Here is a 24,984-nt window from a genome sequence, read left to right on the forward strand (position 1 = left end):
CCGGAGGCCCCGCCCTCGTCAGCGCGCGGGGCGGTCGACGAGATCCGCCTCGGGCAGCTCCTCGGGCTCGGCGACCCACGCCGAGAAGACCGGTACGCCGTGCCACGGCCCGGTCGCGCCGCCGGGCCGGGTGTCGGTGGCCACCGCCACCACCGCGTACGGGTGGCCGAAGCGCAGCTCCGCGATCCGCGCGGTCCCCTCGGGCGGCAGACTCATCCGCGCCATCATCCCGGTGACGGCGGCGGCCTCGAAGCCGTACCGGCCGTAGCGGGCCATCGCGGCCTGCGCCGCCTCGTAGTCCAGCCCCGGGGCCTCCAGCAGCTCGCCGAACACCCGGCGGACGGCGTGCAGGCCCAGCTCGGGCGCGGCCAGCTCGTGCCGGCTCCGCGCCGACCAGCAGGGCAGGGCCGCCGTGACGCGTTCCTCCCGACCGTCCGGGGCCGAGGTCCGGACCGGCTCCTCCCGCAGCCTCCACAGCGGCGTCTCGCCGAGCGGAAGGTCGAAGAGGGAGCGCCGGCCGGCCGGCAGCCGGTCGCCCGCGGCGACGGCCTCCGCCGCGATCCCGTGGGCGGCGGCGAGGACGTCGCGGGCCGCCACCCCGGGGGCGGCCGCCACGGAGACCACCACCAGCCCGGCCTCGCCGTCGGCGGCGCCGGCCGGCTGGGCCCGCGCGGCGTGCGCGGCGACGGTGCCGGCCCGCGCGGTGTCCGCGATCCAGCAGCGGTGGCCGTGCTCCGGCGTGCGCAGCGCCCGGCTCAGCCGGCCGGCCCAGGCGCCGCCCGGCCCGAGCGCGGCGGCGGGCGCCACCTCGAACGGCTCCGCCCAGGACACCCGGGTGGCGAGGGCGCTCGCCAGGACCAGCAGCACGTCCGGCGTGACCGTCAACGGGAACGCCTCGACGAGGCCGAGGGTGTTCTCGCGGGCCCACGCGTCGAGCCCGGTCTGGTCGGGCAACGGCCCGGTGACGGTCGGCGCGGGCAGGGCCGACCGCCACGCGTCGAGCCCGGCGGTCGCCGCCCGCCCCGGCCGGTGCCAGAAGGCGGTCGCCGAGGGCACCAGCGGGTGCGGCGCCGCCAGCAGGGCGCGGGCGGCCTCGGCGGCGGTCCGCACGTCCGTGCCGAGCGCCTCCTCCAGCTCCCCGCGGGTCGGACCGGTGGCCGCCGGAGCGGCGAGCGCCAGCAGCAGCCAGGCGCCGAGCGGGGAGGCGACGTGGTGCCCGTCGCCGATCACGGCGTGCAGGCGTTCGGCGTAGCGGGCCAGGGGAGCGCGGATGTCCGTCGTCACCGCTCCACTGTGCCCGCTGCCGCCCGCGCCGTCACCACCGCCGGTCAGGACCACAACTCGAAGGGCTCGTCGATCTCCGCACCGGCGAGGAACGGGGTCAGCAGCTCCGGCAGCCGGCCCGGGTAGAACCGCTCCCGGCTCGCCACCACCTCCGGCAAGGGCCACCAGCGGAAACCGAAGTAGTCCTCCACCTCGTAGTCGAGCCGGTGCGCCTCGTCCACGTCCGGCCCCGGCCCGGCGAGCCGCACGCGCACGATCACCTCGTCCTGGAGGTGCCGCCGCTGCCGGTGGACGAAGCTGGCCCGCCGCCGCCACGTCGGTGGGCCGACCTGCCCGGCGGTGACGACGATGCCGGTCTCCTCCCGCAGCTCCCGCACCGCCGTGTCCAGGTACGTCTCGCCGGGGTCCGCGCCGCCGCCGGGCAGCTCCCACCAGGTGCCCAGCCGGGGGTGGTCCGGGTCGCGGGTGTGGAACAGCAGCACTCGCTCGGCGGCGTCGAGCACCACGACCCGCACCGCGCTGCGCTCGAAGACCGGCAGATCCCGCGGCAGTTCGATCACCGGTCCATCATGCCCGCGACGCGGTCCCCGACCGTGCTCGACCGGCCGGCCGCCCGTCGACGTCGCGGAACCGGGCCGGCGTCCCGGGCGGCACGGGCTTGCAGCGCGCGCCCCGCCCGGCCGCCCGCCGGCGGGTCGCGGCGCCGGCGGGGGAGCCGGCCCGCCGACGAGCGGGATCCGGCATCCTCGGACGGTGACGAAGCCGCGCCGCGCCCGACTGTCGGGCATCTACGCCTCGGACATCCAGGTGTTCCGCTTCTATCCCGACGGTCTCGCGCTCGACGTCCTCGTGAAGCCGGCCCCCGACGCGACCCACGGGCCGGCCATCGCCCGGTGGCTGCGCCGCGAGTCGCCCCTGAGCGGCGTCCACGCCGTCCGGTACGCCGTGTCCGCCGACCGGATCTCGTTGACCACGCCCGGCCACTTCGGCGCAGGCGACGTCGAGGTGAGCGGCACGTGGCGTGGGGGCCGCCTCGTCCTGCGCGCGCGCCACGGCGGGCGCGCGGCACCGGACCGGCTCTTCCGCCTGATCTGGCCGGTGCGCACGCCGGGCACCTGACCGTCGTCGGGAACGCCGCCACGACGCATCGGGTCGAGACGGTACGACGCTCCCGGACGGGCCGTGTGCCGGGGCGGGGGTCGGTGGTGGGAGCGGTGCAGCGGTCCCGGCCGGGCGCGGCCTGGGTGCGGCGCGCCGGGATCCGCGACGGTGCCCGCCGAGGGGGCGTCAGGCGGTGGGCAGGGCGCCGAGGCGGTGCAGCAGCCGCCGGCCGAGCGGCAGCCGCTTGTCCGCGTCGGCGTCGGTGCGGATGTCCACGTTCAGGGCGAAGCAGTACAGCCGGTCGCCGCGCTCGACCCAGCCGACCCACCAGCCGGTGCCGGGATCGGTGGCGTCGGTCAGGCCGGTCTTGGCGTACAGGGTGTGCGTGGCGGCGCGCTCCAGGCGCAGGATGTCCCGGACCGTCGCCTGGCGCCCCCGGTCGGCCGGCAGCTCGCCCCGGGCCAGCCGGGCCAGCCACCGCGCCTGCTCGTCGGCCGAGATCGCCAGCGGCCCGCGCAGCCAGAACGCGTCCACCTCGGCGCCGACCTCGCCGTTGCCGTAGCCGAGCCGGCGCAGCCACTCCCGCTCCCGCTCCGGCCCGATCCGCCGGGCCAGCTCCTGGAACACCGGCACGTTGGACACCCGGACCGCGTCGCGCAGCCCCATGTCCTGCTCCCAGGCCGCGACACGCTGGGGCCGGCCGCCGTACGGGACCTTCTCGTGCTCGTCGCGCACCACGCCGGTCTCGAGGGCGATCAGACTGTGCGGGATCTTGAAGGTCGAGGCCGGGACGAACCGGCGCTCGGCCCGGGCGCGGTCCACCATGACGACGCGCGCCGCCGTGACGTCGTACAGGACGAAGGTGCCCCGGAGGCCGGCCTGCCGGAACAGGCTCGCCAGGTCGTCGCGGGTCTCGACCGTCGGTGCGGGCGGCGCGGGCGGTGCCGACGGCGCGGCGGTGGCCGACGGGCCGTCGGTCGGCTTGGGCGCGGGGCGCTCGCCTGCGGCGCAACCGGCCGCGCCGGCCAGCAGGGCCAGGGCGAGCGCGGTCACGCCCGCGACGCTCCGCCCGCGAGCCGGCCGCGGAGAGCGTGGCCGGCGCGGGGCATCCCGGCCGGCGTCGGGCGGGGGACACCCGTCGAAGGTCACCCGTAACCGCCTCCCGCTGCCGGAACCGACACCCCAGTCAAGCACGTGGCGGACCGCCGCCCGCCCCACCCGCGCCGTCGGCGGCTCACCGCGTCGCCCAGGACCCCGGCGCCGAGATCTGGAGATGGCGGTCCAGGCTCTCCACCAACGCGTCGGCGCCGGCGGGCACGACCTCGTCGGCCCACGTCCGCAGCGCCCCCAGGAACGCGGCGAGGTCCGCCCGGACGCCGTCGACGAGTCCCGGCAGCTCGTCGACGTGGGTGTCCACGTGGGCGCTGCGCTCCTCGTCCGCCCAGACCCGGATCGTGCCGTCCGCGCGGTGCTCCACCCAGGGGGCGGGGTCGTGCCCCTGGTCCGGCGACGCCCCCGACGGGATGTCGTACCAGCAGCGCCAGTCCTCGAGGCCGCAGCAGCAGCCCGGGTCGATCCGCGCCCCCGTGCCCGGGTCGGTGAGGCGCAGCCCGCCGGGCACCACGAGGGAGCCCGGCTCCGGCCCGGCCGCCACCAGCGGCAGCACGGCGCTCGAGGGATCGTCGCCCTGAGGCCACACGGTGCGGTCGTCGACGTGGTTGTACGCCGCCATCCGCGCCACGGCGGTGCCCACCTCGGCGGCGGTCAGCGTACCCGAGAGCGCCAGCCACGGCCCGACCTCGGCGACCGGCCAGAGCGTGAAGCCGTCGAGGAAGTCCACCTCCAGCACCGGCTGGAGGATCGGCGCGTGCCGCGCGGCGGCAGGCGGCCCGGGGACGGCGCGGTCTCCCCTCACGGGATCGTCGCGCCGACGACGGCGGCCACGTCGGGCGGCAGCGGGTACGGGCGCTCCGGCGGCAGCAGGGCCTCGGCGGCGGAGTCGTCGCCGGCGTCGAGCGCCGCGCGCACCGCCCAGGCGGTCGGGGTCACGTCGGTCAGGGCGACCAGCCACTCGTCGACGTACCGCCGCACCGCCTCGCCGGAGAGCCCGACCTGCAGCGACCGGTGCGGCAGCGGGGCGAGCCGCAGCGACCGCTCGGGGTCCCACTGCACCCGCACCGGGCTGTCGCGCAGCCGCCGCGACCAGGTCTCCCGGTCCGGGTGCCGGTCGCGGTCGAAGCTGCTCGGGCACGAGTGGGCCAGCGCCCACTCGAAGCCGGAGCGGGTGATCTCGACGGCGAGCACCCGCTCCTGCCCGGGCTTCGTGGCCCAGCCGCAGCGGTACATCATCCAGCGGAACGAGGGCTTGACCCAGGTCATCCGCTCCCGCTTGAACGGCGGGACGAAGCGGCCGGCGGCCAGCGCCGCCCCGGCGATCTCCGGCGAGTACGCCTGGTACACGGTCACGGTGTCGGCGGTGAAGTCGGCGCGGACCTGGTGGGCGGGGACCGTCATGCCGTCGATCCTGATCGAGCGCCGCTCGCCGGTCCAGCGGATTGTCGCCGCCTCGGGCCGGCGCCGGGGCGGAGGATAGGCTGCCGGTCGTGGCTGGACTTATCAGGAGCGTGGCGGCGCGCATCGGCGGCGTCATCCCGTCGCCCCGCCGGCCGGGGCCCGCGCCGGCGCAGGTGGCCCGGCGGCGCCAGGTCGCGGCGCTGCAACGCCGGGAGCTGACGTACGCCCCGGAGCTCGACGGGCACGCGGACCCGGGCGAGATCGTCTGGACCTGGGTGCCCTACGAGGACGACCCGCGTCAGGGAAAGGACCGCCCGGTGCTGGTGGTGGGCCGGCACAGCCGCACCCTGTTCGGGTTGATGCTCTCCAGCCAGAGCGAACGCGACGGCCAGCGGCACTGGCTGGCGCTGGGGCCGGGCGAGTGGGACCGGGACAACCGGCCGAGCTGGGTACGCCTGGACCGCGTGCTGACCATGCGGGAGGACAGCATCCGTCGGGAGGGCGCGGTGCTGGACCGGGCCCGCTTCGACCGGGTCGGGCGGGCCCTGCGCGCCGGCTACGGCTGGCGCTGACGAGGTTCGCGGCGCTCGGAGGTCAGGCCGGTTCGCGGCTGGGGGAGACCCCGGCGTCGCGGGCGTCCGGCGGCGGGTACGGCTGCTCGGCCAGCAGGCGGGCCAGGTGCGCGCTGTTGAGCGCCAGCGCCCTCGTGGTGCGCCCGGTGGTGTCCGGCTTCGGCCGGGCGTCGATGTAGTCGACCTTGTGCAGCGCCTCGCCGACCCAGTACGTGGCGCCGGCCGCCGGGCAGGTGAAGCCGACCTCGTTGAGGGCCTGCTGCACCTGGCCGATCGTGTGGTGCGCGCCGTCCTCGTTGCCGACGACCGCGACGCCGGCCACCTTGCCGTAGGTGAGCAGCCGGCCCTCGGCGTCGGTCTCGGACAGTTCGGCGTCGAGCCGTTCGAGGACCATCTTGCACACGGCCGACGGCTGGCCCAGCCAGATCGGCGTGGCGACGACGAGGATCTGCGCGGCCAACAGTTTGGACCGGATGGTCGGCCACCCGTCGCCGCCGCCCTCGTCGATGGAGACCCCGAACCGCACGTCGTGGTCGACGACCCGGACCAGTTCGCCCTCGACGCCCTGCGTGGCGAGTTCGTCGAGGACCTCCCGCCCGAGCACCTCCGAACTCGACGGGGCGGGTGACCGCTTCAGGGTGCAGTTCAGGACCAGGGCCCGGATGGTCGCCACGATCGTTCCTCTCGGCCGCGCCGCGCTGAATGTCCCCCGGCATACCCGGCAGGCGCCGCGGGACACGTCGGGACGCGGCGGCCGCCCGAAAAACCGGGTGTGCCGGTCGGCGTGCCGATGGCAGGGTGTCGGGATGGCCGACGACCCGCCGGACGCGCTGCGCGACTGGGTACGCGACGACTTCGGGGTGCGCCTCACCGCGACCGAGGCGGTCGGGCACGGCGCGGACCGGCTCGCCCTGCTGTGGCAGGCCCGGGCCGCCGACGGTACCCGCTACGCGGTCAAGCTCAGCGGCGGCGGCACCGGGGCCGGCCTGGTCGTGTCGGCGCATCTGGCGGCCGGGGGCGTGCCGGGCGTCGCCGCCCCGCTGCGTACCCGCGACGGGCGGCTGTGGAGCGAGCGGGGCGGTCGCCGGCTGTCCCTGGTGCCGTGGGTCTCCGACGCGCGGGCGCTGGGCGGCCCGATGACGACCGCGCACTGGCGCGCGTACGGCGAGGTGCTGGCTGCGGTGCACGCCGCGGAGGTGACCGACGAACTCGCCGCGCTGCTGCCCGCCGGCGGCGCCAACCACCCGTCGGTCGTCGCGAGCGCGCACGAGGTGAACGCGCGGCTGCGCGACCCCGCGGCGGCGGAGCGGGCCGATCCGCTGGTGGGGGAGCTGGCCCGGATCTGGTCCGGGGCGCGCGGCGCGGTGACGACGTTGATCCGCGAGGTGGAGCGGCCCGGCGCCGGTCCGCGCGTCCCGGCCGGCCGGGCGGTGGTCTGCCACGGCGACCCGCACCTGGGCAACCTGCTGCTCGGCCCCCGTGGCCGGGTCTGGCTGATCGACTGGGACGACGCCGTGCTCGCGCCGCGCGAGTGTGACCTGATGTTCGTCATCGGCGGCGGGGTGCTGGCCTTCGCGCCCGTCACCGCCGCGCAGCGGGCCGCCGTCCTGGCCGGCTACGGCCCGGTCGACGTCGACGCGACCCGGTTGGCCTGGTTCCAGGCGTTGCGCGCCCTCGACGACATCGCCGACTGGTCCCGTCAGGCGCTCGACGTCGCCGGCGCCGAGGCGGACCGGCGGCGGGCGCTCGGCATCGTGCGGGGCCTGGTGTCACCCGACGGCCTGGTCACCACCGCCTGCTCGGCGCTGGCCGGCCTGGCCCGCTCCCGCTGACCGCCGCCGGGGCGCGACGGGCGCGGAACCCTCGCGTGCGTCGCGCCGCGCGGGACCCTGGCCGGTGTCGCGCCGGGCGCGGCCGCCGGGACCCGGTGGCCGGGGCGAGCGATCTGCCCGGCTTCCCGCCGCGGCCGTCCCCGCTCGCGCGGGCGGGCCGCGTGCTCAGCACTCCGCGAGACGTGCGGTGTCGACGAGCTGCCGGGGCGTGCGCGCCGAGCCGAGGCTCTTGGCCCGGTACATCGCCGCGTCGGCCCGGTCGAGCGCCTCGGTGAGCTGTGCCGGGCCGGTGACCGGCGCCAGCCCGACGGAGGCGGTCACCCGGACGCTGAGGCCGCCGAGCGGGATCGGCGCGGCGAGGCTCTCGCAGAGCCGGCGGGTGGCGTGCTCGATCCACCGGCGGTCGACCGTCGGGCTGGCCAGCAGCCCGGCGAACTCGTCGCCGCCGAGCCGGGCGACGAGGTTGTCGCCGGCGAAGGCGGCGAGCCGCTGGGCGACACTGACCAGCACCTGGTCGCCGGCGGCGTGGCCGTAGCGGTCGTTGATCTGCTTGAAGTCGTCGAGGTCGAGCACCACGGCGATCAGCGGCTGCCCGGCCGCGTCGGTGAGCAGCGTGGCCGCGATCCGATAGAACGCGCGACGGTTGGGCAGGCCGGTGAGGGGATCGTGGCTGGCGGCGTGCCGCTCGGCGGCGAGCTCGGCCTGGAGGTGCCGGATCTCGGCCTCGGCCCGCAGCGCGCGGCTGCGCAGCTGCCAGGTGGTCACGATGGCCCCGGCCGCGCAGATGCCGGACGCGATGGTCAGCGGATCCGGCACGAGACCTCCCATCGCCACGATGTCCGCAGCCCTCGAGGCACGGCGTGCCGCGTCTCGCGGGACCTGTCGTCGCTGGTGGCAGCTCAGCTGTCGGTGACGCAGAGTGAACGGATCGGTACCGGTCACGTGCGTTATCATGCTCGCCGTCCGATGCAGATGCAAGAGCAGATGCACGTGCAGCAAGCCCCTCGTCGATGCCGTGCGAGTCTCCGCAGCCCCGCCGCGCGGCATCGGCGCCCTCGCGCAGAGAAAGACGCCCCATGCAGCAGCCTCCCAACGGCGTTCCCACCGCCCAGTTGCCCCCGCTCAACTGGCAGAAGAGCCGCCGGAGCAACCCCAGCGGCAACTGCGTCGAGCTGGCGGAACTGCCCGGCGGTGCCGGCATCGCCCTGCGCAACTCCCGGCACCCGGAAGGCCCGGCGCTGATCTACACGGTGGACGAGATCGCCGCCTTCGTGCTCGGCGCCCGCGATGGTGACTTCGATCACTTGATCGGCTGACCGCCGCCCCCGGCGGTGGTCGGAATCCGCGACCGCCGGGGAGTTCTCCTCACTCACGGTTCATGGCATGCTTACACGTCGGCCGGGCCGGGGTCCCCGGCCGGCACGGTCGGGGCATGCGGAGGGGCGGCAGTGACGATGGTTCCCGCCGAGGGCGGTCCGGCCACCGGGCCCACCGTGCTGCGGATGCTGCTCGGCGCCCAGTTGCGCCGGCTGCGCGAGGCCAGCGGGGTGACCCGCGAGGGCGCCGGCTGGGAGATCCGGGCCTCCGAGTCGAAGATCAGTCGGATGGAGCTGGGTCGGGTCGGCTTCAAGGAGCGCGACGTCGCCGACCTGCTCACCCTCTACGGCGTCACCGAGCCGGACGAGCGGGAGGCGCTGCTCAAGCTCGCCCGGGACGCCAACAGCCCCGGCTGGTGGCACCGCTACGGCGACGTCCTGCCGAGCTGGTTCCAGTCGTACCTCGGCCTGGAGGCCGCCGCGGCCCTGATCCGCTCCTACGAGGTCCAGTTCGTCCCCGGCCTGCTCCAGACCCCGGAGTACGCCCGGGCGGTGGTGCTGCTCGGCCACGGGCGGGCGGCGCCGGCGGAGATCGAGCGCCGGGTCGCCCTGCGCATGCAGCGCCAGCGGCTGCTGCGCCGGGAGGATCCACCGCTGCTCTGGGCGGTGGTGGACGAGGCCGCCCTGCGCCGGCCCATCGGCGGGCCGCAGGTGATGCGCGGCCAGGTGGCGGCGCTGATCGAGGCGACCAGGTCACCCCACATCCGGCTCCAGGTCATCCCCTTCGCCGCCGGCGGGCACGCGGCGGCGGGCGGCGCCTTCACGATCCTGCGCTTCGGCGACCAGGACCTGCCCGACATCGTCTACATCGAACAGCTCACCAGCGCGCTCTATCTCGACAAGCGCGACGACCTCGACTACTACGCGGTGGCGATGGAGCGGCTCTGCGTCGAGGCCGAGCCGCCGGAGCGTACGCCGGAGATCCTCGGCCGACTCCTGGACGAGCTCTACCCGGCGTGACCGTCCGGGGCCGTGCGCCGAGGGCTCTGCGGCTAGCATGGTCGCCGACCGGCGACAGTGGACGGACGCCACCGGTGGCGGTTGGCGCAGAGTCGTGGAGGCAACCTTGACCACCGACGCCCCGGGCGCGGCCACCGGCCCCACCCACCCGAGCGACCGCATCGACACCTCGGTGGCCCACCCCGCGCGCCGGTACAACTACTGGCTGGGCGGCAAGGACAACTTCCAGGCCGACCGGGACTCCGGCGACGCCGTGGCGGCGGCCTTCCCGACGATCCGCACCGCCGCCCTGGAGAACCGCCGCTTCCTCCAGCGGGCCGTGCGTCACCTGGCCCGGGAGGCGGGCATCCGCCAGTTCCTCGACATCGGCACCGGCATCCCGACCGCCGACAACACCCACGAGGTCGCCCAGGCGGTCGCCCCCGAGACGCGGGTGGTCTACGTCGACAACGACCCGATCGTGCTCGCGCACGCCCGGGCGCTGCTGAGCAGCTCGCCGCAGGGCGCCACCGCCTACATCGACGCCGACCTGCGCGACCCGGAGAAGATCCTGGCCCACCCCGACCTGCTGCGCACCATCGACCTGTCCCGGCCGGTCGCGCTGATGCTGGTGGCGATCCTGCACTTCGTGCCCGACGGCGACGACCCGTACGCCGTGGTCGCCCGGCTGCTCGACGCGCTGCCGCCGGGCAGCTACCTGGCGGCCTCCCACGCCACCCACGACCACCTGCCCCCGGAGATCGCCCGGGAGGCGAAGGCCGCCGGCCGGGGCGGCGGTCCGCACGGCGTGATCAACCTGCGCAGCCGGGCGGAGTTCGTCCGGTTCTTCGACGGCCTGGAGGTCGTGGAGCCCGGCGTGACCTCGGTGGCCGAGTGGCGCGCCGACGACGCCCCGCAGCCACGGCCGTCGGTGGCCGAGGTCAGCATGTACGGGGCGGTGGCCCGCAAGCCCTGACCCGCCCTCATCCGCCGGCGGCGCCGGCCCCGCTCGGCCCGCCCCGCCGGCTCGCCCGGCCCCGCTCGGCCCGCCCGGCCGGCTCGCCCGGCCGGCATCCGGCCCCGCCCGGCCGGTCCGCCCCGCTCGGCCTGTCCGGCGGGGCGGACGCGTTCGTGCCCTTTTCCGGTCGGCCCGCCGGCCCGGGCGGGATGCCGGCCGGGGGCGCCGATCGGCGCGGCAGGACGGCCTCCTAGACGCGGGAGCGGTGGCTGGCGACGCGGGCTCGCGAGGAACAGGTGGGGGAGCAGTAGCGGCGCGGGCGTCCGGGGCTGTGTGTCGGGAAGACGCGGTCGCACCCCGGCGCCCGGCAGACGCCCAGGGGTGGCTGCTGGTGCTCGGCGACGAGGATGGCCAGGGCCATCGCCGAGGAGGCGGTGAACCACTCGCCCCAGTCGGCGTCGTCGCCGCTGTCGACGTGCAGGTGCCACGGGGTGTCCTGGTGCGCCGTCAGCCGCGGTGGCCCGCAGGCGGCCAGCACCTCGTTCAGCCGGGCGCAGGCCTCCTCGAGCGAGCCGGCCCGGGCGATCGGGCGGAGCCTGGCGGCGGCGTCACGCAGCTGGCGGGCCTCGTCGGGCCGCAGCGAGGAGACCGCCTCCCCGTGTGCGGCGAGGGCGGCGCACAGGCCCGCGTCGTCCGCCTCGGCCGCGTTGATCACGTCGGCGCAGCGCCGTGCCGCGGCTTCCGCCCCCGCCTTGAACATCGCCATGCCACCATCCTATGTAACGTAATCCCCGTGATAAACCGTTACATCGCTCCGCTCGGCGCGCTCGTGTCGCGCACCGGGGACGAGATGGCCGGCACCGCGATCCTGCTCTTCGCCTTCGGCGGGTCCTCCGCTGGCGACGGCGCCGCCGTGTTCGGGCTCCTGGCCGTCGCCGCGGCGGTGGGGGGTCCACTGCTCGGCGTCTGGCTGGACCGGGCCCGGTCCAGCGGCCCGCTGACCCTCTCCCTGGCATCGTTCGCGGTCGGGCTGGCGGCGGTCGGGGTCGCGCTGCACCATCGGCACGAGGGGCTGGCCATGGGGGTGGCGGTCCTCGCCGGTCTCTTCGGGCCGGCCGTCGCGGGCGGCTGGTCGGCTTCGCTCACCGATCTCGACGCCGCCCGGGCCCGACGGTTGGCGGTCTTCGACGCGAGCTCCTACAGCCTCGCCGGGTTGGTCGGCCCGGCCCTCACCGGTGTCGCGTACGCGATCGCGGGGTCGGCCGCGCCGCTGGTCCTGACCCTCCTCCTGCTCGGGGCGGGAGCGGCGTGCGCACCCTTCGCCCGCGTGGCGCGTGACGAGAGCCCCGGTGGGCGGACGCGTCCGCTGGCCGACCTGCGCCGGGGCGTCGCCGTGATCACCCGTCAGCCGGGGCTGCGGGCCGCGACCGCGTCGTCCTGTGTGGCCTCCTGCGGCTTCGGGCTGTTCGCCGTCCTCGTGCCGGCGATCGGCCAGGAGCGGTTCGGCACTCCCGCCGCCGGCCCGATGCTGCTGGCGGTCCTGGCCGCGGCGGCCCTGGCGTCGAATGCCCTCCTCGACCGGCGCGCGGCGCTGCGGCGCCCGGGACGGGTCCTGACCTGGGCCACCGTGCTGGCCGGACTCGGCATCGCGATCGCGGCGGCCGGGCATCCGGTCGCCGCGGTCCTCGCGGCCGTCGTGATCGGCGCGGGCGACGGGCCCCAGCTCGCCGGGCTGATCCGGATCCGTCACCAGGAGACGCCCGCCCGCCTGCGCGCCCAGGTCTTCACCACCGGGGCCAGCCTCAAGATCACCGCCTCGGGCGTCGGCGCGCTGGCCGCGGCGCCCCTCGTGCACGCCGGCCTGACCGTCGCGCTCCTCGCGGCCGCCGCCGCCCACCTCGTCGCGGCCCGCATCGCGAGCGCCGCCGACGAACGCTCGACGGGGACGCCCGCCGCCGCGACACCCGCCGGTGCGGGCGCATTGACGGTTCCCGGCCCCGCCGCTAATCTCTGTATCGATCCAGACTGAATCGATACAGAGGAGCGTGCGGTGAAGCCGACCCTGCAGGCCGTGGCGGACGCCGTCGGGGTCTCCCGCAGCACCGTCTCCAACGCCTACAGCCGCCCCGACCAGCTCTCCGCCGCGCTGCGCCAACGCATCCTCGACACCGCCCGGCAGCTCGGCTACCCCGGCCCCAACCCCACCGCCCGGTCGCTGCGGCGCGGCTGGGTCGGCGCCATCGGGGTGCTGTTCGAGTCGCCGCTGTCGTACGCCTTCACCGACCCCTTCGCGGTCCGGTTCCTGGCCGGCGTCGCCGAGGCGGCCCAGCGGCACGGCACCAGCCTGCTGCTCGTGCCGCTGCCGGCGGACGAGGCGGGCGCGCGGCGCGCGGTGGAGGACGCGGCAGTCGACGGCTTCTGCGTCTACTGCGTGGGCGACGAGGGCTGGGTCGTCGACGTGCTCCGCGAACGGGGCCTGCCCGTGGTGACCACCGCGCCCCGTGACGACGCCGGCCCCGACGACCGCTACGTCGGCATCGACGAGCGCGCCGCCTCCCGCGCGGTCGCCGCGCACGTGGCCGGGCTCGGGCACCGCCGGGTCGCCCTGCTCGGCGACGCCGTCCGACCCGGCGTCGCCCCGGGCGAGCTGCGCCTGCCCGACGTGGCCGCCGTCGCCCACCCCACCACCCGGGCCCGGTTCGCCGGCTTCGCCGACGCCTTCGCCGAGGTCGGCGTCGCCTGGTCCGAGCTGACCCTGCTCGCCGCCACCGGCAACAGCCGGGCGGCCGGCGCCGCCGCCGTCGCCGCCGCGCTCGCCGCTCCCGAGCCGCCCACGGCGGTCCTCGCCTGCTCCGACGTGCTCGCCCTGGGCGTCCTCGACGTCCTCGCCGAGGCCGGCGGACCACCGGTCTCCGTCACCGGCTTCGACGACATCGCCGAGGCCGCCGAGGCGGGCCTCACCACCGTGCGGCAACCCGCCGAGGAGAAGGGGCGCATCTCCGCCCAGCTCCTGCTCGACCCGCCCGCCGATCCGGCGGCCGGCCACGTCCTGCTGCCCACCACACTCGTCGTCCGGACCTCCACCGGACCCGTCCCGAGGAGCTGACCATGGAACAGCCCACCGGCCTGATCGCCGCCATCGACGCGGTGACCCGGCACGTCAACTCCGCCCGGCCGGACGCGCCGGTGATCGCGGAGCGCCCCCGCGCCGCGCGGCTCGCCCCCGCGCGGCTGGCCGCCGCCGGCGCCCTGCGCCGGATCGCCGACCGGATCCAGCCGCCGCCGCTGCCCGCGCCGCAACGCTGCTCCTGACCGCCCCCGACCTGCCGCGCGGGTGGCCACCGTCACCCGCGCGGCCGGTCGTCCGACCCCACAGCGGGACGACCGGCGCGCAACCGGGCACCGCGGGTGGTGCCCGGCCACCCCGGCCAGGCAGACTGAACGGCTATGTCGCCGTTCTCGCCCACCCTGCGGTTGCACGACCGGTACGTCCTGCGCGAGCGCATCGGCCTCGGCGGGATGTCCGAGGTGTGGCGCGCCGACGACGAGGTGCTGCACCGCCCCGTCGCCGTCAAGGCCCTCGCCGGGGAGTTCGGCACCGACCCGCACCTGCGGGCCACCATCGGGCGCGAGGCCCGCGCCGCCGCGCGGCTGACCCACCCGCACGTCACCCAGGTGTACGACTACGGCGAGGCGGCCCTCGGCGGGGCGGTCGTGCCGTACCTGGTGATGGAACTGGTGGAGGGGCGCAACCTCGCCGACCGACTCGCCGACGGGCCCCTCGCCTGGCCGGACGCCGTCCGGATGGCCGGGCAGGTCGCCGCCGCGCTGGCCGCCGCCCACCGCATCGGGGTGGTGCACCGGGACATCAAGCCCGGCAACGTCATGCTCACCGAGACCGGCGCCAAGGTGCTCGACTTCGGGATCGCCGCGCTCGCCGGCCCGGACCACCCACTCGCCGGGCAGACCGGCGAGCTGCTGATGGGCACGCCCGCCTACTTCGCTCCGGAGCGGATGCGGCCCGGGCCGCCGAACCCGGCCAGCGACGTCTACGCCCTCGGCGCGCTGCTCTACCGCGCCCTCACCGGCCGCGCCCCGCTGCCCGTGCGGACCTGGGAGGACGCGCTGGAGGTGCACGCCGGCCACCCGCCCGTGCCGCCGCTGCGGGTCCCGGGGCTGCCCGCCGACGTCGCCGAGCTGACCCTGGCCTGCCTCGCCCCGGATCCCGCCCACCGGCCGGCCGCCGCCCACCTGGCCGGGCGGTTCGCCGGTGCGGCGCCCGCCGGCCCGCACACGGTGGTCCTGCCGACCCTGCCCGCGCCGGCCCCGGCGCACCCGCCGACGCTGATCGACCGCTCGTCGCCGCCCACCACGGTGGCCCCGGTGGGCCGGGCGAAGACGCCACCGACCCGTGGCCGGGCGGTGCCGGCGGCGGCCGCCGGTGATCGGCGTCCCGCTCCGGGCGCCGGGCCGGGGTCGCGGGGGAACCGGCCGATCACGGTGCTGGTCGCCGTCGGCGCCGCGCTTGTCGTCGGGCTCGTCGGGGTGCTCGCCATCGGCGACGACGGGAGCCCGCCGTCCGCGGCGGCCCCGGCGACGACGGCCCCGGCGGAGCAGCCGACCAGCGCCGAACCACCGGCCAGCAGCGCCGCCCCGCGGCCGTCGCCGACGGCGTCCGCCCGACCCGACCCGCTCGGCCTGCGCCAGCTCGCCGCCGAGTTCGCCGCGGTGCTCCTGCAGGCACAGGTCCGTGGCGAGATCGACCGCAAGACGCTGGAGCAGTTCCGGGACAAGCTCGCCGAACTCGACCGTGGCAAGCCGAAGGACCGGGCCAAGCGGATCGGGGACCTGCGGAAGCGCGTGGCCGAGGCGGCCGAGGAGGAGCGGATCTCGCCCGAGACGGCGGCCCGCCTCGACGCCCTGCTCGACCGGGTGGACGACGGGCTCCGCGGCGAGGACGAGGACGACGACTGATCCCCCTCGGGGACCGGCCGGCGCGCTCAGCCGACCTCGACCGCCGCCCCCTGCTCCGCGCGGCCGCCGCGCAGCACCTGCGCGTACGCCCCGACGCACGGCTGCGGGCCGAGCTGCGGCAGCGGCGCGACCCGGTTGAGGCGGGCCGGGACGCGCAGGGCGTCGGGCTGCCGGGGCAGCGACCCGTGCGCGAGGGTCGGCACGGCGCAGCGCGGCGTCGGCGCGAGCACCCGCAGCACGAGCGTCGGACCGATCCGCAGCTCCCGGCCCACCCAGTCGTTCTCCGCGAAGGCGTCCGCGTCGGCCTCGACGACGAGGTTGGGGCGGTAGCGGGCCGCGTCGAGCGTGCCGCCGGGCATCTCGGCGGCCAGCCGGGCCAGGGTCGCCGTGGTGACCAGGTGTACGGGGGCGAAGTCGAAGAAGGTGCCCGGCGCCGCCGCCCCGAGGGGGTTGGCGTGCACCGGCACGTCGGCGGCGATCCCGCCGGCGAGCACCGCCTCCGGGTCCGCCCGGTCCAGCGTCGCCCCGGCGGGCGGCCGGTCGATCAGCGTCACCGGGGCGCCGAGCACCCGGGACAGCACGCCGTCGACGTCGGCGTCCACGCTGGACACCTCGCGCCCGTCGGGCAGGGTGAGGCGTACCGGATCGGGCGCGGCGCCGGCCGCGCGCAGGGTGAGCAGGTCCCGCCAGAGCCGGGGGTGCTTCGCGCTGGCCACCCGCCCGGTGTCCCGATGCCGCAGGGCCAGCCGCCGGTCGCCCGCCACTCCCGCCGCGTCCACCTCGGCAGCGGACAGCCGTTCGCCCAGCAGGGACTTGACCGGGTACCGCCAGAGCTCGGCCAGCCGCCCGGTCACCGCGCCGCCCCCGTCACGGGGCGTCGCGAGGGGTGTCGACGACGCCTCGGCGGGCCGCCCGCCGACGCTCGGAATGCGCTGGGTCACCCGGCCACCCTAGCTTGATCTTCAATCCGTCGGACGGCGGCATCGACCCCGGTCGACGACGGGGGCAGCCTTTCCCAGGCGACCGTCTCATCTGGAGTTGTCGTGGGCGGACGGCGACGCGGGCCAGACCGCGGAGGGCCTGGTGGATGCCGGTGCGGCGGTTCTGGGTGAGCACCCCCTGCCCTTCCGGCCAGGGGTGCGCCGGAGGGGCGGGGGGCTCAGAAGACCACGGTGATCTTTCCCGCCAGGCCGCCCCGCAGGAACATGCCGGCCAGGTCCCATCCGAGCGTCATCGGCAGCGGCGGTGTTCCCTCGCCGATGGCGCCCTCCCGCGTCTTGTCGTCGACCGGATTGATGCTGGTCGCGACCGCCCGGATGACCACCTCCCCGGGAGCTGGCTCAGGCGGGGGAGCCTCGACGAGACTCAGGACGTCGGGTGCGCCGAAGCGATCGATCTGTATGGCACGCACGGGAGAGCCCTCCACATGACTGCTGCTGACGGTGGTCCTTGACGGGGTGGCCAAGATCCGAACGCTTCATCGTAGGCGGGCTCCGGTCCCGTCCGCCCACTCCGGGCGGCCCGGCCGGGGCCGCCTCCCGCCGGGGCCACCTCCCGCCGGGCCCGCCCAGCGCGGCCCGCCCGGCGCGGCCCGCCTGTGCCGGCCCGCCGGCCGGGCCCGTTACCTGGCCAGCAGCGAACGCAGGGCCTTGACCACCTCGGCGGGCGACTCCTCGGCCATGAAGTGTCCGCAGGTGACGGTGCGGTGCGTCAGGTCCGGCGCCCACGCCCGCCACAGCGCGGCGGCGTCGTAGCCCAGGGCGGCTCCCCAGTCCTGCTGGAGCACGGCCACCGGCATGCGCAGCGTGTTGCCCGCCGCGCGGTCGGCCCGGTCGTGCGCGACGTCGATGCCGGCCGACGCCCGGTAGTCGGCGACGATCGACGGGACCGCCTCCCGGGACGCCCGCAGGTACGCGGCCCGCACGTCGGCGGGCAGGGCGTCCGGGTCGCGGGTCCAGGCGTCGAGGAAGTGGCCGAAGAAGGCGTCCGGAGCGGCGCCGATGAGCTGCTCGGGCAGGCCGGGCGGCTGGGCCATCAGGTAGAGGTGGAAACCGACGGCGGCCGTGGTGCCGTGCATGACGTCCCACATGTCGAGGGTGGGCAGCACGTCCAGGGCGGCGAGGTGGGTGACCGCCCGGGGGTGGTCGAGGCCGGCGCGGACGGCGACCAGTGCGCCACGGTCGTGCCCGGCCAGGGCGAAGCGGTCGTACCCGAGCGCGCGGGCGAGCGCGACGACGTCGGCGGCCATGGTGCGCTTGGCGTACGCCGTGCCGTCGGGGTCGGCGGGCTTGTCGCTGTCGCCGTAGCCGCGCAGGTCCGGGCAGATCACGGTGTGGTCGGCGGCCAGGTCGGCGGCGACGTGCCGCCACATGAGGTGGGTCTGCGGGAAGCCGTGCAGCAGCACCACCGGGCTGCCGGAGCCGGCGACCGCCACGTTGAGCGCCACGCCGTCGGCGACGGTGACGCGTCGGTGGTCGAATCCCCTGATCGTCGGGTTCATGGTGGGTCCCTCCCTGCGGTGGAGGCGGTGGTTCCGCCCCGTCCGGCTCCGAGCGTGCCCGGGGGCGGTCAGCGGCCGGTCAGCAACGGATGAGCGGGCCGACACGGCGACCCCGGCCAGGCGGAACGGCCGGCGGGCACGCCTAGATTGGTGCCATGACCGGGCAGGCGGCGGCACCCACGGTGACCTTCGGCGTGCTGGGGCCGGTGGTGGCGGCGAACGCCGCCGGCCCCGTCGCGCTGAAGGGCCCCCGCCAGCGGGCGGTGCTGGCCCGCCTGCTCGTCGCCCGCGGCCGGGTGGTGCCGGTCGACCGGCTCGTCGGCGACCTGTGGGAGGCGCCCACGGACGGCGCGGTGGGAGCGATCCGCACGTTCGTCGCCGACCTGCGTCGCGCGCTGGAGCCGGACCGGCCGCCCCGCCAGCCGGCCCGGCTGCTGGTGACCGCCCCACCCGGGTACGCGCTGCGCGCCGAGCCCGACGCGGTGGACGCCTGGCGGTTCGAGGCGGCGGTCGCCGAGGCGGGCGAGCTGTTGGCGGCCGGTCGTGGCGAGCCGGCGCTGACCCGCCTGGACGACGCGCTGGCGCTGTGGCGGGGCCCGGCGTACGCGGAGGTCGCCGGGGAGCCCTGGGCCCGCGCGGAGATCGACCGGCTCGACGAGCTGCGGATGCTGGCGGTGGAGCGGCGGGCCGGGGCGCTGCTGGCCCTGGACCGGGCCGCCGAGGCGGTCACCGGGCTGCGGGCCCACGCCGCCGACCACCCGCTGCGGGAGGACGCCTGGCAGTTGCTGGCCACCGCCCTGTACCGGTCGGGTCGTCAGGGCGAGGCGCTGGCCGCGCTGCGGCAGGTCCGCGACACCCTGGTGGCCGAACTCGGCGTCGACCCTGGCCCGCGACTGCGGCGGCTGGAGGCCGACATCCTCGCCCAGGCGCCCGGCCTCCTCCCGCCCGCGCCGACCGCGCCGCCCGCCGCCGCGACCGCGCCGCCCGGGCTCCCCCCGCCCGCGCCGCCCGTCGGCGCGACCACGCCGCCCGTACCCCTCCCGACCACGCCGCCCGGACCCCTCCCGGCCGCGCCGGCCGGCGGTCCGACCGCGCCGCCCGGCGCGCCCGTGGCCGGCGGTGCTCCCGGTGGCGCCGACGCGCCTGGGACGGCGCGACCCGGCGGGGCGGTGGCGCGCGACAACCGCCGCCCGTTCGCCGGCCGGGACGAGGAACTGGCCCGGCTGCGGCAGGCGGCCGGGCGGGCCGTCCGGCACGGCAGCCCCGCCCTGGCGCTCGTCTCGGGGGAGGCCGGCGCGGGCAAGACGGCGCTCGCCGACGCGCTCGCCCGGGAACTGACCGCCGCCGGCTGGACGTCCGTGTGGGGCCACGTTCCCGAGTACGAGGGCGCACCGGCAGCCTGGCCGTGGACCCGGATCACCGACGCGCTCGCCCCCTCGGACGGCGCCGGGCCGGCTCGGCCGGGAGCGGACGTCGGCGCGGCGCCCGTCGCCGGTCCGGACCCGGCGGCGGCCCGGTTCCGGCAGCACCGCGCCGTCGCCGCGCTCGTCTCGGCGGCGGCCGGGCGGGGACCGGTGCTGCTGGTCGTCGACGACCTGCACCGCGCCGACGCCGACACCCTGGACCTGCTCACCGCCCTGGTCGGCGAGCCCGAACCGGTCACCGGGCCGGTGCTCGTCGTGGGTACGTACCGCGCCGCCGAGATCACCCCGGAGCTGACCGCCGCGCTGGCCCGGCTGGCCCGCGCCGAGCCGGCCCGGGTCTACCTCGGCGGCCTCTCCGAACCGGCGACCGGCGACGTGGCGCGCGCGGTGGCCGGGCGGGACCTCGACGCCGCCGTGGTCCGCCTGATCCACCGCCGCAGCGGCGGGAACCCGTTCTTCGTCCGGGAGTTGGCGCGGCTGCTCGCGGCGGAGGGCCCGGCCGCGCTGCACCAGGTCCCGGCGGGCGTGCGCGACGTGATCCGGCACCGCCTCGCCCGGCTGCCCGAGCCGGCGCAGGCCGTGCTGCGGCAGGCGGCGGTGCTCGGCCGCGACGTCGACCCCGACCTGCTGACCGTGCTGGCGGGCGACCCGACGGCGGTCCTCGACGCGTTGGACCGGGCCCTCGCGGCCGGCTTCCTCAGCGAGCGGGACGCCGACGGCCGGCTGCGGTTCACCCACGTGCTGACCCGGGACACGCTCTACGGCGACCTCTCCGCGCCGCGCCGGGCCCGCTGGCACGCCGCCGCCGGCGACGCGATCGAGCGGCTGTACCCGCACGACGTCGCCGCCCTCGCCCACCACTTCGGGCACGCGGCGAGCCGGGCCACCGCGCCCCGCGCGGCCCGCTACGCGCGTGCCGCCGCCGAGCAGGCCGAGCGCCGCTTCCACCCGCACGAGGCGGCCCGGCTGTGGCGGCAGGCGGTCACCGCCCACGACCGAGCCGGCGACGACGACGTACGCGGGCGGCTGACGGCGGCCATGGGGCTGGGCCGCGCGCTCGCCGTCACCGGGCACCTCGACGAGGCGCGGCGGCTCCGGTCGGCGTCGGTCGCCACGGCCGTCGGGCTCGACGATCCCGCCCTGGCCGCTGACGTGCTGACCGCGTTCGACGTCCCGGCGGTCTGGACCCGCAACGACGACGAGCGCCTCTCCCGACAGGTCGTCCGGGCCGCCGAGTGGACGCTGGCCGCGCTCGGCGACGACGAGCCGCGGCGGCGTGCCCGGCTGCTGAGCACCCTCGCGCTGGAGCTGCGCGGCACCACCACCGACCGCGGCCACCGGGCGGCGGGCGAGGCGGAGGCGGTCGCCCGGCGGCTGGCGGACCCGGCGCTGCTCGCCCACGCGCTCAACGCCCGCTTCGTGCACGCCTTCCGGCGGACCGGCCTCGCCGCCGAGCGCGCCCGCATCGGCGCCGAACTGGTCGACCTGGCCGCCCGGCACGAACTGGTCAGCTTCGAGGTCCTCGGCCACCTGATCCTGGTGCAGGCGCACGGCGCGCTCGCGGACCTCGCCGGCGCCGACGCGCACGCCCGCGCCGCCGACCGCCTCGCCGGGCGGTACGACCTGCCGCTGGTGGGCGTCTTCACCCGGTGGTACGCCGCGCTGCGGCTGGCGATCGGCGGGGACCGGGCCGGGGCGGCGGACGCGTACCGCGCCGCGCACGACAGCCTCACCGGCAGCGGGATGCCCGGGATGGAACACGGCCTGTTCGCCCTCGCGCTGCTGTCCCTGCGCCTGCCGCCGGTGGGCAAACGCGAGGACGGCCGGCCGGGGAGCCTCGACGTCGACGGGGACTTCGGACCGTACGAGCCCTGGGTGCGCCCCCTGCTGCTGCTCTCCACCGGTCACCGGGGCGAGGCCGCCGCCGCGCTGCGCGCCCTTCCGGACCCACCGCACGACCTGCTGCGCGAGGCCCGCGTCTGCCTCGCCGCCCGCGCCGCCCTAGCCCTCGGCGACCAGGCCACGGCGCGTCGGGCGTACGCCGAACTCGCCCCCGCCGCCGACGAGATGGCCGGGGCCGGCAGCGGAATCCTCACCCTCGGTCCGGTCGCCGAGCACCTCGGCGAGCTCGCCGCCGCGCTGGGCCGCCCCGACGAGGCCGCCGCGCACCGGCGTACCGCCCGCGCGGTCGCGGCGCGGGCGGCCGGCTGACGAGCAGGTTCGCCGGCCGGCCCGCCCCTGCGGTTTTCCGCACCCCGCCCGCTGCGGTCGCCCGGCGGTACCGGGTGGCCGACCCCATGGTCGGCTCTCAGGATGGGTTCGTAGCGTGGGCACCATGATTCGTACCGCGCACTCCCTGCTCGCCGCCGGAACCACCACGGGGGAGGCCGCGCCACCCGAGGACGGCCTGGTCGGTTTCGTCATCGGCCTGGTCGAACGGCTCGGTGGTCCGGGCGCGGGCCTGGCCGTGGCCCTGGAGAACCTCTTCCCGCCGATCCCCAGCGAGGTGATCCTGCCGCTCGCCGGCTTCGTCGCGGGTCAGGGACGGATGAGCGTGGTCAGCGCGATCTTCTGGACCACCCTCGGCTCGCTGCTCGGCGCCCTCGCGCTGTACTACATCGGCGCGGCGCTCGGCCGGGAGCGGATCCGGGCGATCGCGCAGAAGCTGCCGCTGGTGAAGCTCAGCGACGTGGACCGCACCGAGGAGTGGTTCCTGCGGCACGGCGTCAAGGCCGTCTTCTTCGGCCGGATGATCCCGATCTTCCGCAGCCTGATCTCGATCCCGGCCGGCGTGGAGCGGATGCCCGTGTTGACCTTCATGGTCTACACGACCCTCGGCAGTCTGATCTGGAACACCACCTTCGTGATGGCCGGCTACCTCCTCGGCGACAACTGGCACCTGGTCGAGGGCTACGCCGGCGCGCTGCAGAAGGTGGTCATCGTGGCCTGCGTGGCGGTGTTCGGCTGGTTCGTCGTGACCCGCGTGATGCGCGCCCGGCGCGGCACGCCGGACGACGCCGAGCCGAACCCGGCCCCCGGCCCCGCCTCGCTCAACCACGCGCCCGACCCGGCCGGGCGCGGCACCATCTACCGCAGCGCACACTCCGACGGGCAGCCGGACCCGTGGGACCGCGACGGGGTGCGCTGAGCTGGTGGAGACCGCCCGACCGCACCCGCCGAGGGCGACCCGCATTCCCGCCGGCGTCGCCCTCGGCATCGTCTCGGCCGTCGTCGAGGCGCTGTTCCTCGTCGTCGCGGCCGTCGCGGGGGCCGGCGCCGCGCCCGCCCCGGCGGCCCGCCGGCGGGTCCGCGCCACGATCCGGCGGTACGTCGGGGCGCTCGCCCGGTGGGAACGGGACCGGCTGGCCCGGTTCCAGGGCGTCGAGGTCCCGCCCGGCGCGCCGCCCCGGCGCGAGGCGGCCTACCTGGCCGCCCGGCTGCTGCCCGGGGCGCTGGGCCTGCTGGCGTACGGGGTGCTCGCCTTCGGCGTCGTGCTGGCGGCCATCGTGGTGCGGGCCGTGCTGCGCGGCGACCTGGGCGTGGCCGACGCGCTGCTCCAGGTCGTCATCGGGACGGCCCTGCTCCTGGTCAACGTGCAGGCCGTGGCGAGCGTGGCCGCGCTGGACGCCCGGGTGGCCCGGCGCCTGCTCGGCCCGAACGAGCGAACCCTGCTGGAGGAGCGGGTCCGGGAGTTGGCCGCCAGCCGTGCCGGCGTCATCGCCGCCGTGGACGCCGAGCGGCAGCGCATCGAGCGGGACCTGCACGACGGTCTCCAGCAACGGCTCGTCGCCCTCGGCATGCTGCTCGGCCGGGCCCGCCGCAGCCGGGACGCGGAGCGCACCGCCGCGCTGCTCGCCCAGGCGCACTCCGACGCCCAACAGGCCGTCGCGGAGCTGCGCGAGGTGGCCTGGCGGGTGTACCCGTCGGCGCTCGACGGCGCCGACCTCGGACAGGTGCTGGAGATGGTCGCGCAGCGCTCCGCCGTTCCGGTCCGCGTCCGCTGCGACCTGCCGGTACGCCCCCAGCGGCAGGTCGAGACGGTGCTGTACTTCGTCGCCTGCGAGGCGCTGACCAACGCGGCGAAACACGCGGCCGCTACCCTGATCACCGTCGAGATCGGCACGGGGGAGGGGCACGTCAGGATGGCGGTGCACGACGACGGCGTCGGCGGGGCCGACCCCACCGGGACGGGCCTGTCCGGCCTGGCCCGCCGGGTCGCCGCGCTCGACGGGCGGCTGCGGGTCGACAGCCCCGCGGGCGGGCCCACCAGGGTGTCGGTGGAACTGCCGTGCGGATAGTGCTCGCCGAGGACTCCACGCTGCTGCGCGAGGGCCTCGCCCGGCTGCTGGCCGAGGAGGGCCACGAGGTCGCCGCCGCCGTCGCCTCCGCGGACGAACTGGTCGACGCCGCCGCCCGGCACCGGCCCGACGTCGTCGTCACCGACGTACGGATGCCGCCCACCCACACCGACGACGGGCTGCGGGCGGCGCTGGAGGTCCGGCGGCGCTGGCCCGACACGGGCGTCCTGGTGCTCTCCCAGTACGTCGAGAAGCGGTACGCCACCCGGCTGCTCGCCGACCGCCCCGAGGGCGTCGGCTACGTGCTCAAGGACCGGGTCGCCCAGGTGGACGACTTCCTCGACGCCCTGGACCGGGTGGCCGAGGGCGCGACGGCGCTGGACCCCGAGGTCGTGCGGCAGGTGCTGGCCGGCACCGACCGCGCGGACCCGCTGGCGCGGCTCACGCCCCGCGAGCGGGACGTGCTGCACCACATGGCGCAGGGCCACACCAACGCGACGATCGCCGAGCGGCTGCACGTGTCGCAGAGCGCGGTGGAGAAGCACATCAACACGATCTTCGACAAGCTCGACCTGTCGCAGGCGGCGGGCTACAGCCGTCGGGTGCTCGCGGTCCTCCGCTACCTGGGGGTCTGAGCGCGCTCCTCCGCGGGCCGCTGCGGGGGTGGTGCACGGCACCTGGGAGATCTTGGTGAGGGATGGCCCCTGGAGGGGCACTTTTCCGCCAAGATCTCGGGCGGTCACCGGGCCCGCGAGGTCATCGGTCGTGGTGGACGGCGTCTTCGGGTGAGGGCACGCTGCCCCACAGACGGGGCAGCTCGACAGCGCCCGACCGCACCACCCACCCGAGGCCGTCAGACCTCGCCGAGGGGCGTACACGGTCGCGACCGGACCGACGTCGGACGGCACACCCGCGCCAGGCGGCCTTTCCCCTGTGCGCGGAGGCGGCCGTTCCGGCTGTCGTGGAACTGATGCCGTGAACGATCCACCCCCTGCGTGGGGTGGGCGCTGTGCGTGCTGTGGAGCTGATGTCGCAAACGACTGACCTCTGCGCGAAGGCGAATCCGGGCGCTGCGGAGCTGGGTGCCGTAGACGATTTACCCCGTGCGCGGGGGGGGGGCGAAGTGGTTGCCGTCGCAGAAGATGTCGCCCTGCGCCGCGGGGTTGGGGTGGTCGATGTGCCGGACCTCGACCTCGGGGTACTTCTTCGCGA

At 77.0% G+C, this 24,984-nt stretch carries 25 protein-coding genes; 14 read left to right on the top strand and 11 right to left on the bottom strand.

Translation table 11 applies throughout. The features are described from left to right. Positions 1–18 precede the first annotated feature (18 nt). Positions 19–1,284, bottom strand: coding sequence for a hypothetical protein (locus ACWENR_RS09325; protein ID WP_452276535.1), 1,266 nt, complete (start codon positions 1,282–1,284; stop codon positions 19–21). Positions 1,285–1,328: 44 nt separating this feature from the next. Beyond that, positions 1,329–1,844, bottom strand: coding sequence for an NUDIX hydrolase (locus tag ACWENR_RS09330; protein ID WP_452276536.1), 516 nt, complete (start codon positions 1,842–1,844; stop codon positions 1,329–1,331). Between the two features lie 193 nt (positions 1,845–2,037). On the opposite strand from ACWENR_RS09330, the gene ACWENR_RS09335 reads away from it, so the two are divergent. Then, positions 2,038–2,403 carry a hypothetical protein gene (locus tag ACWENR_RS09335; protein WP_452276537.1) on the top strand — a complete coding sequence of 122 codons (366 nt, stop codon included), beginning with the start codon at positions 2,038–2,040 and terminating at the stop codon, positions 2,401–2,403. Between the two features lie 168 nt (positions 2,404–2,571). Here ACWENR_RS09335 and blaOXA read toward each other — a convergent pair whose 3' ends face one another. The 3 genes from blaOXA to ACWENR_RS09350 form a co-directional block, all read right to left on the bottom strand. Beyond that, entirely contained in the window at positions 2,572–3,438 is an 867-nt protein-coding gene (gene blaOXA, locus ACWENR_RS09340) for a class D beta-lactamase (protein ID WP_452276538.1), read from the bottom strand. Between the two features lie 181 nt (positions 3,439–3,619). Beyond that, positions 3,620–4,300, bottom strand: coding sequence for a hypothetical protein (locus ACWENR_RS09345; protein ID WP_452276539.1), 681 nt, complete (start codon positions 4,298–4,300; stop codon positions 3,620–3,622). Further along, complete coding sequence (locus ACWENR_RS09350) at positions 4,297–4,899, bottom strand: DUF4291 domain-containing protein (protein ID WP_452276540.1); 603 nt, start codon at positions 4,897–4,899, stop codon at positions 4,297–4,299. The genes ACWENR_RS09345 and ACWENR_RS09350 overlap by 4 nt, the downstream gene beginning before the upstream one ends. An 89-nt stretch (positions 4,900–4,988) precedes the next feature. Here ACWENR_RS09350 and ACWENR_RS09355 point away from each other — a divergent pair, with 89 nt between their 5' ends. Then, positions 4,989–5,471 (top strand): type II toxin-antitoxin system PemK/MazF family toxin, encoded by a 483-nt coding sequence (locus ACWENR_RS09355; protein ID WP_452276541.1) that lies wholly within the window; start codon positions 4,989–4,991, stop codon positions 5,469–5,471. Positions 5,472–5,493: 22 nt separating this feature from the next. Here ACWENR_RS09355 and ACWENR_RS09360 read toward each other — a convergent pair whose 3' ends face one another. Continuing rightward, entirely contained in the window at positions 5,494–6,144 is a 651-nt protein-coding gene (locus tag ACWENR_RS09360) for a flavodoxin family protein (RefSeq protein ID WP_452276542.1), read from the bottom strand. Between the two features lie 133 nt (positions 6,145–6,277). Here ACWENR_RS09360 and ACWENR_RS09365 point away from each other — a divergent pair, with 133 nt between their 5' ends. Beyond that, a complete protein-coding gene (locus ACWENR_RS09365; protein WP_452276543.1) occupies positions 6,278–7,303 on the top strand; it encodes a phosphotransferase enzyme family protein in 1,026 nt (341 codons plus the stop codon). A 165-nt stretch (positions 7,304–7,468) separates the two neighbouring features. On the opposite strand, the gene ACWENR_RS09370 is transcribed toward ACWENR_RS09365, so the two are convergent. Beyond that, positions 7,469–8,119: a GGDEF domain-containing protein gene (locus ACWENR_RS09370; RefSeq protein WP_452276544.1), complete on the bottom strand. Its 651-nt coding sequence runs from the start codon at positions 8,117–8,119 to the stop codon at positions 7,469–7,471. A 260-nt stretch (positions 8,120–8,379) separates the two neighbouring features. On the opposite strand from ACWENR_RS09370, the gene ACWENR_RS09375 reads away from it, so the two are divergent. The 3 genes from ACWENR_RS09375 to ACWENR_RS09385 all read left to right on the top strand — a co-directional run bounded on the left by ACWENR_RS09375 (position 8,380) and on the right by ACWENR_RS09385 (position 10,594). Then, positions 8,380–8,619, top strand: coding sequence for a DUF397 domain-containing protein (locus ACWENR_RS09375; RefSeq protein WP_452276545.1), 240 nt, complete (start codon positions 8,380–8,382; stop codon positions 8,617–8,619). A 138-nt stretch (positions 8,620–8,757) separates the two neighbouring features. After that, on the top strand, positions 8,758–9,639 hold the full coding sequence (locus ACWENR_RS09380) for a helix-turn-helix domain-containing protein (RefSeq protein WP_452276559.1): 882 nt from the start codon (positions 8,758–8,760) through the stop codon (positions 9,637–9,639). 106 nt (positions 9,640–9,745) lie between these two features. Next, entirely contained in the window at positions 9,746–10,594 is an 849-nt protein-coding gene (locus ACWENR_RS09385) for an SAM-dependent methyltransferase (protein WP_452276546.1), read from the top strand. Between the two features lie 232 nt (positions 10,595–10,826). Here the strand turns inward: ACWENR_RS09385 and ACWENR_RS09390 are convergent, their stop codons facing one another. After that, a complete protein-coding gene (locus ACWENR_RS09390; protein ID WP_452276547.1) occupies positions 10,827–11,342 on the bottom strand; it encodes a CGNR zinc finger domain-containing protein in 516 nt (171 codons plus the stop codon). 27 nt (positions 11,343–11,369) lie between these two features. On the opposite strand from ACWENR_RS09390, the gene ACWENR_RS09395 reads away from it, so the two are divergent. From ACWENR_RS09395 to ACWENR_RS09410, 4 genes are all read left to right on the top strand, one after another. Beyond that, entirely contained in the window at positions 11,370–12,605 is a 1,236-nt protein-coding gene (locus ACWENR_RS09395; RefSeq protein WP_452276548.1) for an MFS transporter, read from the top strand. Positions 12,606–12,626: 21 nt separating this feature from the next. Then, entirely contained in the window at positions 12,627–13,682 is a 1,056-nt protein-coding gene (locus ACWENR_RS09400; protein ID WP_452276549.1) for a LacI family DNA-binding transcriptional regulator, read from the top strand. 2 nt (positions 13,683–13,684) lie between these two features. Further along, complete coding sequence (locus ACWENR_RS09405) at positions 13,685–13,888, top strand: hypothetical protein (RefSeq protein WP_452276550.1); 204 nt, start codon at positions 13,685–13,687, stop codon at positions 13,886–13,888. A 135-nt stretch (positions 13,889–14,023) separates the two neighbouring features. Further along, positions 14,024–15,550 carry a protein kinase domain-containing protein gene (locus ACWENR_RS09410; RefSeq protein WP_452276551.1) on the top strand — a complete coding sequence of 509 codons (1,527 nt, stop codon included), beginning with the start codon at positions 14,024–14,026 and terminating at the stop codon, positions 15,548–15,550. A gap of 26 nt (positions 15,551–15,576) precedes the next feature. On the opposite strand, the gene ACWENR_RS09415 is transcribed toward ACWENR_RS09410, so the two are convergent. The 3 genes from ACWENR_RS09415 to ACWENR_RS09425 all read right to left on the bottom strand — a co-directional run bounded on the left by ACWENR_RS09415 (position 15,577) and on the right by ACWENR_RS09425 (position 18,050). Beyond that, on the bottom strand, positions 15,577–16,491 hold the full coding sequence (locus ACWENR_RS09415) for an MOSC domain-containing protein (protein ID WP_452276552.1): 915 nt from the start codon (positions 16,489–16,491) through the stop codon (positions 15,577–15,579). A gap of 218 nt (positions 16,492–16,709) precedes the next feature. Further along, complete coding sequence (locus ACWENR_RS09420; RefSeq protein WP_452276553.1) at positions 16,710–16,961, bottom strand: alcohol dehydrogenase catalytic domain-containing protein; 252 nt, start codon at positions 16,959–16,961, stop codon at positions 16,710–16,712. A gap of 210 nt (positions 16,962–17,171) precedes the next feature. Next, positions 17,172–18,050 (bottom strand): alpha/beta fold hydrolase, encoded by an 879-nt coding sequence (locus ACWENR_RS09425; protein ID WP_452276554.1) that lies wholly within the window; start codon positions 18,048–18,050, stop codon positions 17,172–17,174. Positions 18,051–18,205: 155 nt separating this feature from the next. On the opposite strand from ACWENR_RS09425, the gene ACWENR_RS09430 reads away from it, so the two are divergent. The 4 genes from ACWENR_RS09430 (at position 18,206) to ACWENR_RS09445 (ending at position 24,407) form a co-directional block, all read left to right on the top strand. Then, a complete protein-coding gene (locus ACWENR_RS09430) occupies positions 18,206–21,685 on the top strand; it encodes a BTAD domain-containing putative transcriptional regulator (RefSeq protein WP_452276555.1) in 3,480 nt (1,159 codons plus the stop codon). A 124-nt stretch (positions 21,686–21,809) separates the two neighbouring features. Next, positions 21,810–22,622, top strand: a complete 813-nt coding sequence (locus ACWENR_RS09435; RefSeq protein WP_452276556.1) for a DedA family protein — start codon at positions 21,810–21,812, stop codon at positions 22,620–22,622. A gap of 4 nt (positions 22,623–22,626) precedes the next feature. Further along, positions 22,627–23,772, top strand: coding sequence for a sensor histidine kinase (locus ACWENR_RS09440; RefSeq protein WP_452276557.1), 1,146 nt, complete (start codon positions 22,627–22,629; stop codon positions 23,770–23,772). Beyond that, entirely contained in the window at positions 23,763–24,407 is a 645-nt protein-coding gene (locus ACWENR_RS09445; RefSeq protein ID WP_452276558.1) for a response regulator, read from the top strand. The genes ACWENR_RS09440 and ACWENR_RS09445 overlap by 10 nt, the downstream gene beginning before the upstream one ends. Positions 24,408–24,984 lie beyond the last annotated feature (577 nt).

The sequence above is a fragment of the Micromonospora sp. NPDC004336 genome (genome assembly GCF_053602615.1).

What these genes read in the sequence shown, in the direction of transcription:
- ACWENR_RS09390 (WP_452276547.1), bottom strand. Translation starts at nt 11,342, where the DNA reads ATGGCGATGTTCAAGGCGGGGGCGGAAGCCGCGGCACGGCGCTGCGCC.
- ACWENR_RS09380 (WP_452276559.1), top strand. Translation starts at nt 8,758, where the DNA reads ATGGTTCCCGCCGAGGGCGGTCCGGCCACCGGGCCCACCGTGCTGCGG.
- ACWENR_RS09430 (WP_452276555.1), top strand. Translation starts at nt 18,206, where the DNA reads ATGACCGGGCAGGCGGCGGCACCCACGGTGACCTTCGGCGTGCTGGGG.
- ACWENR_RS09365 (WP_452276543.1), top strand. Translation starts at nt 6,278, where the DNA reads ATGGCCGACGACCCGCCGGACGCGCTGCGCGACTGGGTACGCGACGAC.
- ACWENR_RS09405 (WP_452276550.1), top strand. Translation starts at nt 13,685, where the DNA reads ATGGAACAGCCCACCGGCCTGATCGCCGCCATCGACGCGGTGACCCGG.
- ACWENR_RS09375 (WP_452276545.1), top strand. Translation starts at nt 8,380, where the DNA reads ATGCAGCAGCCTCCCAACGGCGTTCCCACCGCCCAGTTGCCCCCGCTC.
- ACWENR_RS09435 (WP_452276556.1), top strand. Translation starts at nt 21,810, where the DNA reads ATGATTCGTACCGCGCACTCCCTGCTCGCCGCCGGAACCACCACGGGG.
- ACWENR_RS09410 (WP_452276551.1), top strand. Translation starts at nt 14,024, where the DNA reads ATGTCGCCGTTCTCGCCCACCCTGCGGTTGCACGACCGGTACGTCCTG.
- ACWENR_RS09350 (WP_452276540.1), bottom strand. Translation starts at nt 4,899, where the DNA reads ATGACGGTCCCCGCCCACCAGGTCCGCGCCGACTTCACCGCCGACACC.
- ACWENR_RS09425 (WP_452276554.1), bottom strand. Translation starts at nt 18,050, where the DNA reads ATGAACCCGACGATCAGGGGATTCGACCACCGACGCGTCACCGTCGCC.